The organism is uncultured Ruminococcus sp. (genome assembly GCF_934476685.1).
In the GTDB taxonomy this organism is placed as follows: domain Bacteria; phylum Bacillota; class Clostridia; order Oscillospirales; family Ruminococcaceae; genus Hominimerdicola.
This window is the reverse complement of sequence record NZ_CAKSNX010000004.1, coordinates 132,364-144,500: the sequence shown is the minus strand read 5'-3', so window position 1 is coordinate 144,500 and position 12,137 is coordinate 132,364. Positions and strand designations below refer to the sequence as shown.

Genomic DNA, 12,137 nt, shown 5'->3' with positions numbered 1-12,137 from the left:
GGATGATGGGCTTCTATGAGTCATAATTTTTAGTTTGGAAGGAGGTTTTTCTGATGAGAGAAGGTATTCACCCTAATTATGAAGAGACTACGATCACATGTGCTTGCGGCAACGTGATCAAGACTCGTTCTACAAAGAAGGATATCAAGGTTGAAATCTGTTCTAAGTGCCACCCATTCTACACAGGAAAGCAGAAGCTTGTAGACAGCGGCGGACGTGTTGACAGATTCAAGAAGAGATTCAAGCTTGACTAAGATTTTTAAGAGCGGATTTTTTGTCCGCTCTTTTTTCTTGATAAAAACAGGACGGTGAAAGTGATGAGCTATACAACTGTTTATGAATATGCAAGTGAAAGCTTTATAGAAAAAAAGTCTGAATTTATCGGGCATATATGCCCTGTGAAAACAGCAGATGAAGCGATAGAATTTATAAATAAGATAAAGTCAGAAAACCGTAAGGCAAGACATAATGTGTATGCATATGTTGTGCGTGAGGGCAATGCATCACGTTATTCAGATGACGGAGAACCGCAGGGAACAGGGGGGATCCCTGTCCTTGATGTAATAAATAAAGCAGGCTTGACAGATGTGTGCGTTGTGGTGACAAGATATTTCGGCGGCATACTGCTTGGAGCGAGCGGACTTGTTAGAGCATATTCTCAGGCTTGTTCTATGGCGGTGAACGCTGCAAGAAAACTGGTTATGTGTGAATGTTCAAGGATATCATTTTCTTGTGATTACACTATGTATGGAAAAGTGTCTTATGCACTGCCTGAATTTAAAGTCATTACAGAAAAAGAAGATTTTGCTGATACTGTAAATATATCTGTACTCGTGAAAAATGAGTTTGTATCTCCGCTTTTAAAAAAGCTTACGGATATTTCAAACGGTCAGCTTGCGATCGATGAAGAAAAGGATCTTATGGCTGATTTTGCAGGGTATGAATGAACGTAAAAGTGCATAATCGGATATATTAAGACTTGTGTATAATTTGTTTGATATTCCAAAACAAAAGCCTTTATCTGAAAAATAAAGGCTTTTTAAGGCCTTTAAGGGTATATATTATTAGAACTTGAAATATGCTTGTTAAAGTATAACAGTAAAGCATTTTTAGGGAGATGATATATATGCTGCCAAGAGAACAGTATGAACTTTTTGAAAAACAGATGCTTTGTGAATATGCCTGCCTTTCATCAAATTCAAAAGGCAGACTATATCCTAAAGAAAAATGCAGCATGAGAACGGATTTCCAGCGTGATCGAGATAGGATAATACACTGTAATTCGTTCAGAAGGTTAAAACATAAGACACAGGTTTTTCTTTCGCCTGCGGGAGATCATTACAGAACAAGACTTACCCACACACTTGAGGTAAGTCAGATCGCAAGGACCATAACACGAGCAATGCGTCTTAACGAGGATCTTGCAGAAGCGATAGCAATGGGACATGATCTTGGGCATACGCCTTTTGGTCATGCAGGTGAACGTGCGCTTAATCAGCTTTCACCTGACGGGTTTCATCACTATGAGCAAAGCCTGAGAGTAGTTGATATTCTTGAAAATGACGGCAAAGGTCTTAATCTTACCGCTGAGGTTCGTGATGGGATATTAAAGCACACAAACCAGGTAGCAGATACCCTTGAAGGCTATATAGTACGGTTTGCAGACGTTATTGCTTACATAAATCACGATATCGACGATTCTATCCGAGCAGGAATAATTTCCGAAGAGGATATTCCGTCGTGGATAACAAAAGTTCTGGGACACTCGAAATCTGAAAGAATAACTGCGTTGGTATCCTCACTTGTGGAGAACGGAATAGTTCCTGTTGAGCAAAATGAGGAAGACGAGATCACTGATACACATAAGTATACGGTGAAGATGTCCGACGAAGTGGATAAAGCTTATAAAGCGCTGCACAGATTTATGTTTGACAGCGTTTATACTAATCCAAAATGTAAATCTGAGGAGAGCAAGGCGCAGGAGATGATAGCAAGGCTTTATGATTACTATGTAAATCATCTTGAAAAACTGCCTGCCATGTATATAAATCTGGCATATCATTATGGTATTGATAAAGCAGTATGTGATTACATTTCTGGCATGACTGACAGCTTTGCTATACAGACTTTCAAGCATCTCTTTATCCCTGAGGGTTGGAACATATATTAGTATAATTTTTGGCATTGTCGGGAGGTGTAAATATGGCGCTGCCTGTTGATTTTCTTGAACGGTTAAAAGCTGCAAACCCTATTGCAGAGGTAATGAGCAGCTATGTTACGCTGAAACGTACAGGACGTGATTACATATGCCTTTGTCCTTTTCATAATGAAAAAACTCCGTCATGCCATATTCACCCCGATAAGGAATATTTTCATTGCTTTGGCTGCGGTGCAGGCGGAGATGTGATAACATTTACAATGAAATATAATAATCTTGACTACTGGGAAGCTGTCAAGATACTTGCAGAACGTGCAGGTATACCTCTTCCTGAGGACAATGGCTATAATAGCCAGCGTACAGATCAACGGAAGAGAATGTACGAAATGAATAAAACTGCTGCAAGATTTTTTTATCATCAGCTTAAAACTCCGCAGGGCAGAGAGTGCCTTGATTATCTGATAAATAAACGTAAACTTTCTCTGGATACCATAAAGAAATATGGTATGGGTTATGCACCGAATAGTTGGAGCGCTCTTAAAACCTATATGATGGGTGAGGGATATACTGAAGCTGAACTTGAAGCAGGTTCGCTTATATCACGCTCGCAGAAGTACAGAGATAAGACGTTTGATTTCTTTGTAAACCGAGCTATGTTCCCGTTTATTGATCTTGCAGGTCATATTGTGGGCTTTGGCGGACGTGCGTTATCTGATGACGATAAAAGGAAGTATCTCAACTCAAAGGATACTTTGTGCTATTCAAAAAACAGATTCCTTTTTTCGATGAATTTTGCTAAAAATCAGGCTGTAAAGGATAAGCAGATATTACTATGTGAAGGAAATCTTGATGTTATATCATTAAATCAGGCAGGCTTTGAAAACGCTGTCGCATCATGCGGTACGGCTCTTACTCCTGAACAAGCAAAAATAATTTCTAATTATGCCGAGCAGGCAGTTATATGCTATGATTCTGATGAGGCAGGACAAAAAGCGACATCGAGAGCAATAGGTATACTGAGCGACGCAGGACTGAAAACATCTGTTATAAAGATGAATGGTGCTAAAGACCCTGATGAGTACATAAAGAAATTCGGTGCAGAGCATTTCAGATATCTGCTGAATAACTCTGACGGAGCTATAAATTTTGAACTGAACAAATGCCGTGACGGTGTTGATACTGATACAGAGGTAGGCAAAAATGATTATCTGAGAAAAGCCTGCCGTATTATTGCCGCTATAAAATCACCTGTGGAAAAAGATATTTATATATCAAAAATATCTCAGGAGCAGGGGATTTCTAAAATGGCGGTTGAACAGGAAGTAAAGTCAATAATCAAAAAAGAAATCGCTGCTCAAAATAAAAAAGAGTGGCATCGCACGATAACCTTTACAAATCGTCCGAGAGATGAGATAAATCCTGAGGCTAATGCACATCCTAAAGAAGCTCAGGCTGAAAGCGGGATAATTTATTATCTGCTTAACAATCCTGACGCTTGCGGTGATATTTCAAGCCGACTGCCTGCGGAAAAATTTGTTACTGACTTTAACCGCAGAATATATGAAAGCCTTGTGAGAAAAATAAATAATCTGGAGGACTGTTCTGTTTCTTCTTTTAATGACGAATTTTCGCCTGATGAAGTCGGCAGGATAACAGGTATTATCGACAAGTTTGATAAGCTTTCCGTAGATCATAATGTTGTCGGTGATTATATAAATGTACTGCTTAACTATAACGGCAGTAAAAATGAAAAGACCGAACAATCAGATGATGATTTTCTTAAAATGATAGAAAAAATGAGAAGTCAGAAGAACTGATCGTTTTTTTACATATATATTATACAATTACGAGTAAATGAATTTTGTAAAAATAAAGGAGAGTTAATTATGACAGAGAACAAAAAAGCCATTATGGATAACCTTATGGAGCATGGCAAGCAGACAGGTAAACTGACAACAAAGGAAATAACAGATGCACTGGAAAAGCTTGATTATGATGTAGAGCAGATGGATAATTTCTATGACACCTGCGCAAGTCTTAATATTGAGATCATTGATGACGTTGTTGTTGATGATACTCTTGATTTTGTAAATCCTGAGGACGAACTTGAACCTGACGGAGTGGATATTTCTCTTTCAACAGACGGCATTGCCATTGACGACCCTGTTAAGATCTATCTGAAAGAGATAGGCAGAGTTCCGCTGCTGACTTCTGAAGAGGAGATACAGCTTGCTGAAAAGATGTCAGGCGATAATGAAAAGGAAGCTTCTAAGGCTAGAAAAAGACTTGCTGAGGCTAACCTTCGTCTTGTTGTTTCTATTGCCAAAAGATATGTTGGAAGAGGTATGAGTTTTCTCGATCTTATTCAGGAAGGTAATATGGGACTTATCAAGGCAGTTGAAAAGTTTGATTATAAGAAGGGCTTTAAGTTCTCCACATATGCCACATGGTGGATCAGACAGGCTATCACAAGAGCTATTGCCGATCAGGCAAGAACTATAAGGATCCCTGTTCATATGGTAGAAACCATAACTAAGGTCAAGAAGGTTTCATCACAGCTGCTCCATAAGAACGGTCATGATCCTTCACCAGAGGAGATAGCTCAGGAACTTGATATGAGCGTAGAAAGAGTAAGAGAGATCATGAGAATAGCTCAAGATCCTGTTTCACTGGAAACTCCTATCGGTGAAGAGGAAGATTCACATCTGGGTGATTTTATCCCTGATGATGATGCGCCAGCACCGGCAGAGGCAGCGTCTTTGGTACTTCTTAAAGAACAGATCAATCAGGTTCTTTCTACCCTTACAGAACGTGAGGAGAAGGTACTCAGACTGCGTTTTGGTCTTGAGGACGGACGTTCCAGAACACTTGAAGAAGTTGGTCAGGAATTTAAGGTTACAAGAGAAAGAATACGTCAGATCGAGGCTAAGGCTCTCAGAAAGCTTCGTCATCCTAACAGAAGCAATAAGGTAAGAGATTATCTTGATTAATTTTCTAATTCATTGAGAGGAAATGTATAGATGTTTATAACGCTGGAAACAGATTACGCTGTCCGAATAGTAGCTGAGCTTTGCCGTGCAAAGGTCAAGCTTGATGCAAAGACGATATCTGACAGGGCAAGTGTTACTCTGCGTTTTGCGCTTAAAATTTTAAGAAAACTTGTTGCAGCAGGTATTGTCAAGTCATTCAAAGGTACTCAGGGCGGATATCAGATAAATATTGATTCCCACAATATCACTCTCAGAATGGTCGTCGAGGCAATAGAAGGTACATACTGTTTTTCAAGATGTCTTGCGCCTGACGGAATATGCAACAGGGATATGTCAGGAAAATGTGCATATCAGAAGGCTTTTTGTGATATAACATTAGCTGTGCGTGATAAGCTTGAACAGTACAATTTTGCCGACCTCACAGCAGACGGTGCTGAGTGTCTTGGCAGAGAGGAAAATGCCGATGAGTCGGAGAAAAATGCAAAGATCCGATAAAAAGAAGTTCAAGCTGGATAAAGATGCTCAGCAGCGTATAGAAATGGAATTCTCAGATGTTGAGTCCTATGACATAGAAGAACCTGCCGCAGAAAGAAAAAAGCATCCTTTTTTAAGAAAGCTTATAATCAGATCAATATTATTATGTACAGCAGTTCTTTTGATAAATCTAGTTATTATGCTTTACACAGGACAGCTTTGGTTCAATGAACCAAGAAAGCGTGATTATCCCGTTCGTGGTCCTGTTATAACCGAAAAAGAGGGGAAGATCAGTTGGAACAGTTTTGCTCAGCAGAATATACAGTTGGTATTCATAAGAGCCACTAAAAGTACAGCTTATGAAGATGAAAATTTTCAGACAAATAAAAGCGGTGTTACAGAAACAGATCTTCCTGTCGGAGCGCTTCATATATTTGATTTTAATATGGACGGCAAAGAGCAGGCAAAGCATTTTATTGATGTGTGCGGTAATATGAATGGCTGGCTCAAACCTGCTGTTGAAGTCAAGATAACAGGATTTATGAATTTATTTCCCGCAGACTATGATAAAGTTTCGGATAGACTGTATGACTTTGTAGAAGAGATAAAATCTTACTATGGATCAGAACCAATTATAAAATGCAGCAGCCGAACATATAAAAATATCGTTTCTGATGAGCGTTTTGATAATTGTCCTGTTTGGTATGAGAGTCAGTATTCAAAGATAGATGATGATATACGCTGGGATTTCTGGGGCTATTCAAACAGAGTTAAGTTTTCATATTATGAAAGCGGAGATTATCTTGAAATGGTTTTGTTCAATGGCGACGAGAACAAATTTGCTGATATGTATTTATAATGATTCAAAAAAACGATACTGTTTATAGTGTCGTTTTTCTTATGTATTGTTGACTTGTAATGTAAAGTGCGGTATAATTATCCGTGAGGCGATGTGAATGAAGAAAAAAACTGAGGACAGAAAAATATTAACGCTTTTTCTTACTTTTTTTAAGATAGGTGCATTTACTTTCGGCGGAGGATATGCGATGATTGCTTTACTGGAAAATGAATTTTCAGAGAAAAAGAACTGGCTCACTAAAGAAGAGTTTATTGATATGACTGCCATATCCGAGTCTACTCCAGGTCCTACTGCGATAAACAGCGCAACTTTTATCGGATACAAAATAGGTGGATTTTTGGGAGCGTTTGCTGCAACTATTGGCGTGTGTATACCGTCATTTTTAATAATTTATATCATTTCATTATTTTTTGATAAGTTCCTGAGCTTGAAATATGTCGGCTTTGCATTTAAAGGAATTCAGGTAGGCGTAATATATCTGATCTTTTCAGCAGGCATCAGAATGCTCAAAAGTTTGGAAAAGAACTTGTTTAACAGTATAATAATCATTTCTGTAATAACGATTATGACCGCTTTTTCATTACTTGCTGTGAATTTTTCATCTGTATTTTATATTTTAATATGCGGTGTGATCGGCTTGATGCTCTATTATATCACAAAGATAAGAAAAGGCCAGACTGTACGAAAGGTAAAAGAGAAAAATGATGATATACCTTAAACTGTTTCTTATATTCTTTGAGATAGGAGCAGTTTCATTTGGCGGCGGTTATGGAATGGTATCGCTTATTCGAGAAGCTGTTCTGTCTAATGGCTGGATGTCTGAAAGTGAATTTTTAAATTTTATAGCCGTATCTGAGTCCACACCGGGACCAATGGCAGTAAATATGGCAACATTTATCGGCGCATCTCAATGTGGTATGCTCGGCTCATTTATTGCAACGCTTGGTGTTGTTTTGCCTGCGTTCATTATAATTCTGATAATAGCTGCGGCTTTTGAAAGTCTTTTAAAATATGCAGGTGTAAAGGCTGTTCTTTCAGGAATAAGACCTTGTGTGGTAGCTATGATCTTATCTGCCGCAGTGACCATGGCTTTAAGTTCATTGTTTGGTGTGATCAATGCCCAATCAAGCTTTTCTGCTGATATATGGGCAATAGTTATACTAATTATATTAGCGGTTATAAATTTGATTGTCAGCCGATCGAAAAATAAAAAACTGTCACCGATAATGATAATAGTGATATCGGCTATTCTTGGCATAGTATTTTATGGAGTTTTTCAATAAAACCCCAAAAACGCAGCAGAGTTCAATAGATTTCTGCTGCGTTTTTATGTTATGCTTTTTTTATTATTGTACAGCTGCACGCTGCAAGATTTAAAGGAAGAGTATAATTGAAAGAATTAAGATTATTATTCAGACAGTTTGAACCTGCATATATATCACGGTCAGAATTGAGTATCTCTTCATAGTGACAGTTTTCATCAACGTGAAGATCATATCTTTGCTTAGCTCCTGAGAAATTAAATACCATGTACAGCTTATTTCCGTTAAGATCGTTTCGCTGGAATGCAAAAATTGACTGTCTGTTATTATTTGCATCTATCCAACGGAATGATGATGAGTTATAATCATATTTGAAAAGTGATGGTTCATTAAGATATATATGGTGAAGTTTTTTCAGATATTCATGCAGTGAATCATGGCTCGGATAAGCAAGGAGATTCCAGCCAAGTTCTTTATAATAGCGCCATTCCATATATTCACCCAGTTCATTGCCCATGAAATTAAGTTTTTTGCCCGGATGTGTAAACTGGAAAGTGTATAAAGCTTTTATAGTTGCTATTTTTTCTTCATGTGTTCCAAAACATTTATCGAGCATGGTCTGTTTTCCATGAACAACTTCGTCATGAGAATAGGGGAGTATATAAAGATTATTATAAAAATAACTCATTGAAAATGTCATTTTGTTATGGTGCTTTCCACGCTCGAAAGGCGGTGTTTTGACATAATTAATAGTATCGTTCATATATCCGAGATCCCATTTATAGTCAAATCCAAGTCCGCCGAATTCCACAGGAGCTGTGACCTTTTCGTAATCGGTGGAATCTTCAGCAAACAGCATTACATCTGGGTGCATTTTCTGGATAGCGTAGTTTGTGTTTTTAAGGAACCATATACCCGAATCGTTGATAGGATTTTCTTTTCTGCCATACTTGTAGATAAGATAAGCGACTGCATCATATCGTATGCCGTCAGCATGATATTTTTCTATCCAGAAGTTGATAGATGATTTTATAAAACTCAGCACATGAGGTTTTGTGTAATCAAAAAGTGCCGTACCCCATTCAGAATAACGCTGATCTTCATAATCGCTTTCAAAAAGAAATCCACCGTCATACATATGCAGAGCATAAAAATCTGTAACGAAATGTACAGGAACAAAGTCAAGAATAACGCCTATTCCAGCGTTGTGACAGGCATCAATAAAACGCATCAGCCCTCTTGGCTCACCATATCTGCTGGTAGCCGAAAAATATCCTGTGACTTGATATCCCCATGAACCGTCAAAAGGATATTCCATTATTGGCATAAGTTCGATATGTGTGTATCCCATATCTTTGACATATGGGATAAGCAGATCGATCATTTCGTCATAGGAATAAAGTCTGTCATCTTCTTCACTGTCAAATTTCGTGCGCCATGAACCGAAATGTACTTCATAGATATTCATAGGCTTTTCATAGCATTTGTCACGGCTTTCGATCCATTCTGAATCCTTCCAGCTGTAATCGTCTATGTTATATACTACTGACGCAGTCTGAGGGCGTACCTGACTATAAAAAGCGAACGGGTCAGATCTTACATAAGTCTGAAATGTGTGATTTGTGATAGCGTACTGGTATATGCCGCCTTCACAAGCACCCTCAACATAAACTTCCCAAGCGCCATTGCTGTCCTTAGTCATCTGATATTCAGCGTCATTATATAACAATTTTACATTAGCTGCGTGAGGAGCGTATGTGGTAAAAGTAACTCCATTTTTATCTATTTTTGCGCCAAAATCATCATAAGCAGTGCAGCTTTGTCCTTGAAGAAAATCTTTTTTCGCCATAAGTTTACACTTCCTTTTTAAAATTTATAAAAATAACTTGAATTTTTTTATGAATGTGATATAATTGAATTATATCAAATGAACTGAAAGGAATTGAATTAATGTCCAGTTCTGCAATAACAAAAAGCGCCCTTTGCGACGCACTGAAAGCTTTATGCGATCAGAAACCTTTTGAAAAGATCTCGATATCTGATATCACCAGCGAATGCGGTCTTAACAGACAATCGTTTTACTATCATTTTCAAGATAAATATGAACTCCTTGCGTATATTTACTACAACGAGCTTTTTAAAAATATAACCAGAGGCGTAAACTATGACAACTGGTATGAACGTCTTGAAGGCTTTCTTGAAAATATGCAAAAGGATAAAAAGTTTTACTCCAACACCTTGAAAAGCAACGAACAGACATTTGAAAAATATCTGTTTAAAAGTATGCATCAGCTTTTTCTGCGGTTCTTTTACCACGCAGTTGCCAATACAAGAAAGAGAAGTGACAAAGCAAAATTCTTTGCTGATTTCTATTCACATGGTTTCTGCGGTATGATAATTGATTGGGCTAAAAGCGGAATGAAAGATCCACCGCATACGGTAATGTTACAAATGAAGGAACTTGCCCTTGAAAACGTTGCTATCGGTAAGGGATTTGTAGAAAATCTATAAATAATAGTTAATATTAGTTGTAAACATTATTATAATTATATATTAAAATTACTACATTTTGAATAGACAATATTTTTTAGTTGTAAAAAAGTGCGACAAATTTTTAGTTTGTCGCACTTTTTATGTAGATTTTACACTTAGTTAATAATTATTGAGAGAATCAACAAAACGCATAAAAGCTTTCTGTCCATTTTCATCTCTTTTGTAAACACCGGCGTGTTCAAGAACCTTTGAGAATACAATTCCGATCTCATGACGGATTATATCATCAATGTTGCTTTCGGTAATGTTGTTTTCTGAGATGAATTTTTCAGCCCAGTCGGCGTGCTTTTCAAGTTCGTCAATAGCTCGGAGATCTTTTTTTGCAAGTATTGCGTCTTTCAGCATTTCCATTTCGTGTTTAAGTCTTGACGGAAGAACGGCAAGTCCCATTACTTCGATAAGTCCGATATTTTCTTTCTTTATGTGATGAAGTTCTGCGTGTGGGTGATAAACGCCAAGTGGATGTTCTTCGGTTGTAATATTATTTCTCAGTACAAGATCAAGTTCGTAATTGCCGTTTCTCATTCTTGCAATAGGTGTTATGGTATTGTGTGGTTCACCGTCAGTTTCTGCGAAAATAAATGCTGCTTCGTCAGTATAGTTTCTCCATGCATTTAGTATCTTATCTGCAAGATCAATTATATCATTTTTGCTGTTGCCGTTAAGACGTATTACTGACATTGGCCAGCGTACTATTCCTGCATTGATATTTTCATATCCTTTAAAAGTAAGAGGTTTATCAATAGTCGCTTTCGCCATAGGAAACTCATAGTTGCCTCCCTGAAAATGCTCATGTGCAAGTATTGAACCGCCAACTATGGGCAGATCTGCATTTGAACCTATAAAGTAATGAGGAAATTGTTCAACAAAAGAGAAGAGTTTGCTGAATGCAGCTTTGTCAATTTTCATCGGTGTGTGCTGCTTGTTAAACAGTATGCAGTGTTCATTATAGTAAACATACGGTGAATACTGTAATCCCCAATCCTGACCGTCGATTTTAAGTAATATAACCCTGTGATTTTGTCTGGCAGGGGAGTTTACACGACCTGCATATCCAACATTTTCATAACACAAAAGACATTTCGGATATCCTGACTGCTTTGCATTTTTTGCAGCCGCAATAGCCTTAGGATCTTTTTCAGGTTTTGAAAGATTTATAGTGATGTCGAGATCGCCATATTCAGTTGAGGTCATCCACCTGACATCTTTCTTTATACGATAACGTCTTATGTAGTTCGTATTTTGGGATAGATCATAAAAATAATCTGTTGCTTCTTTAGGTGAGTTTTTATACTTTTGTGCAAACTTGCTGTCAACTTCTGATGGACGTGGAGTGAGCAGCCCCATAAGTTTTGTGTCAAACAGATCTCTGTATACAACAGAATTTTCACATAGTCCTTTTTCACAAGCATATTCAAGTATCTCATTTAGAACAGTTTCAAGATCAATATTTGAATATTTTTCATTCGGCTCTTCGTATTCATCAATATGCAGTGCCTCAAGCAGTCTGTTGATACTGTAAACTCTGTCATAAGGTTCGATAAGACCATTTTCAAGAGCATAAGACACCAGCTTTGTTATACTGTCGTTAATCATAATAATGTCCTCATTTCAATTCAAATTACTATAAATCAATTATATTACAATCACAAAATAAAGTCAACAGATTTGAAAACAAAGTCGTGAATATTAATATTTTATTAAAACAAAAGCATAACTCTTGACAAATGAAAAGAAAAAGAATATAATGTAATAAATAATTGAAAGGCTTTGAGAGGAAACAAAGCGAAATTTCAGAATTTTCAGAGAGCTGGCGGTAGGTGCGAGTCAGTATTTCAGTT

The 12,137-nt window shown here is 37.4% G+C and carries 12 protein-coding genes and 1 other annotated feature (1 of these 13 running past the window's edge); of the genes, 10 read left to right on the top strand and 2 right to left on the bottom strand.

What is annotated here, in order from left to right:
- Positions 1 to 53 precede the first annotated feature (53 nt).
- The 9 genes from rpmE to Q0E19_RS06205 all read left to right on the top strand — a co-directional run bounded on the left by rpmE (position 54) and on the right by Q0E19_RS06205 (position 7,764).
- Positions 54 to 254 (top strand): 50S ribosomal protein L31, encoded by a 201-nt coding sequence (rpmE, locus tag Q0E19_RS06245; protein WP_294408237.1) that lies wholly within the window; start codon positions 54 to 56, stop codon positions 252 to 254.
- Between the two features lie 63 nt (positions 255 to 317).
- On the top strand, positions 318 to 947 hold the full coding sequence (locus Q0E19_RS06240) for a YigZ family protein (RefSeq protein WP_294408236.1): 630 nt from the start codon (positions 318 to 320) through the stop codon (positions 945 to 947).
- Positions 948 to 1,126: 179 nt separating this feature from the next.
- Complete coding sequence (locus tag Q0E19_RS06235; protein WP_294408235.1) at positions 1,127 to 2,170, top strand: deoxyguanosinetriphosphate triphosphohydrolase; 1,044 nt, start codon at positions 1,127 to 1,129, stop codon at positions 2,168 to 2,170.
- Between the two features lie 32 nt (positions 2,171 to 2,202).
- Positions 2,203 to 3,975, top strand: coding sequence for a DNA primase (gene dnaG / locus Q0E19_RS06230; protein WP_294408234.1), 1,773 nt, complete (start codon positions 2,203 to 2,205; stop codon positions 3,973 to 3,975).
- Between the two features lie 69 nt (positions 3,976 to 4,044).
- Positions 4,045 to 5,148 (top strand): RNA polymerase sigma factor RpoD, encoded by a 1,104-nt coding sequence (gene rpoD, locus Q0E19_RS06225; protein ID WP_294408233.1) that lies wholly within the window; start codon positions 4,045 to 4,047, stop codon positions 5,146 to 5,148.
- A gap of 30 nt (positions 5,149 to 5,178) precedes the next feature.
- Positions 5,179 to 5,643: an Rrf2 family transcriptional regulator gene (locus Q0E19_RS06220; RefSeq protein ID WP_294408232.1), complete on the top strand. Its 465-nt coding sequence runs from the start codon at positions 5,179 to 5,181 to the stop codon at positions 5,641 to 5,643.
- Entirely contained in the window at positions 5,612 to 6,481 is an 870-nt protein-coding gene (locus Q0E19_RS06215; protein ID WP_294408231.1) for a GH25 family lysozyme, read from the top strand. The genes Q0E19_RS06220 and Q0E19_RS06215 overlap by 32 nt, the downstream gene beginning before the upstream one ends.
- Before the next feature lie 97 nt (positions 6,482 to 6,578).
- A complete protein-coding gene (locus Q0E19_RS06210) occupies positions 6,579 to 7,199 on the top strand; it encodes a chromate transporter (RefSeq protein ID WP_294408230.1) in 621 nt (206 codons plus the stop codon).
- Positions 7,183 to 7,764: a chromate transporter gene (locus tag Q0E19_RS06205; protein WP_365904714.1), complete on the top strand. Its 582-nt coding sequence runs from the start codon at positions 7,183 to 7,185 to the stop codon at positions 7,762 to 7,764. Before Q0E19_RS06210 ends, Q0E19_RS06205 begins: the two co-directional genes overlap by 17 nt.
- A 49-nt stretch (positions 7,765 to 7,813) precedes the next feature.
- Here Q0E19_RS06205 and glgB read toward each other — a convergent pair whose 3' ends face one another.
- On the bottom strand, positions 7,814 to 9,592 hold the full coding sequence (gene glgB, locus Q0E19_RS06200) for a 1,4-alpha-glucan branching protein GlgB (RefSeq protein ID WP_294408229.1): 1,779 nt from the start codon (positions 9,590 to 9,592) through the stop codon (positions 7,814 to 7,816).
- A 101-nt stretch (positions 9,593 to 9,693) separates the two neighbouring features.
- Between glgB and Q0E19_RS06195 the strand changes: the two genes are divergently transcribed.
- A complete protein-coding gene (locus Q0E19_RS06195) occupies positions 9,694 to 10,254 on the top strand; it encodes a TetR/AcrR family transcriptional regulator C-terminal domain-containing protein (protein ID WP_294408228.1) in 561 nt (186 codons plus the stop codon).
- 141 nt (positions 10,255 to 10,395) lie between these two features.
- Here Q0E19_RS06195 and galT read toward each other — a convergent pair whose 3' ends face one another.
- The gene (gene galT, locus Q0E19_RS06190; protein ID WP_294408225.1) at positions 10,396 to 11,892 is read right to left on the bottom strand and encodes a UDP-glucose--hexose-1-phosphate uridylyltransferase; all 1,497 of its coding nucleotides are present in this window, start codon (positions 11,890 to 11,892) and stop codon (positions 10,396 to 10,398) included.
- Between the two features lie 165 nt (positions 11,893 to 12,057).
- Positions 12,058 to 12,137 (top strand) — a binding site (T-box leader) (it continues 155 nt past the right edge of the window).

What these genes read in the sequence shown, in the direction of transcription:
- Q0E19_RS06220 (WP_294408232.1), top strand. Translation starts at nt 5,179, where the DNA reads ATGTTTATAACGCTGGAAACAGATTACGCTGTCCGAATAGTAGCTGAG.
- dnaG (WP_294408234.1), top strand. Translation starts at nt 2,203, where the DNA reads ATGGCGCTGCCTGTTGATTTTCTTGAACGGTTAAAAGCTGCAAACCCT.
- rpoD (WP_294408233.1), top strand. Translation starts at nt 4,045, where the DNA reads ATGACAGAGAACAAAAAAGCCATTATGGATAACCTTATGGAGCATGGC.
- glgB (WP_294408229.1), bottom strand. Translation starts at nt 9,592, where the DNA reads ATGGCGAAAAAAGATTTTCTTCAAGGACAAAGCTGCACTGCTTATGAT.
- Q0E19_RS06240 (WP_294408236.1), top strand. Translation starts at nt 318, where the DNA reads ATGAGCTATACAACTGTTTATGAATATGCAAGTGAAAGCTTTATAGAA.
- Q0E19_RS06210 (WP_294408230.1), top strand. Translation starts at nt 6,579, where the DNA reads ATGAAGAAAAAAACTGAGGACAGAAAAATATTAACGCTTTTTCTTACT.
- Q0E19_RS06235 (WP_294408235.1), top strand. Translation starts at nt 1,127, where the DNA reads ATGCTGCCAAGAGAACAGTATGAACTTTTTGAAAAACAGATGCTTTGT.
- rpmE (WP_294408237.1), top strand. Translation starts at nt 54, where the DNA reads ATGAGAGAAGGTATTCACCCTAATTATGAAGAGACTACGATCACATGT.
- Q0E19_RS06205 (WP_365904714.1), top strand. Translation starts at nt 7,183, where the DNA reads ATGATGATATACCTTAAACTGTTTCTTATATTCTTTGAGATAGGAGCA.
- Q0E19_RS06195 (WP_294408228.1), top strand. Translation starts at nt 9,694, where the DNA reads ATGTCCAGTTCTGCAATAACAAAAAGCGCCCTTTGCGACGCACTGAAA.
- Q0E19_RS06215 (WP_294408231.1), top strand. Translation starts at nt 5,612, where the DNA reads ATGAGTCGGAGAAAAATGCAAAGATCCGATAAAAAGAAGTTCAAGCTG.
- galT (WP_294408225.1), bottom strand. Translation starts at nt 11,892, where the DNA reads ATGATTAACGACAGTATAACAAAGCTGGTGTCTTATGCTCTTGAAAAT.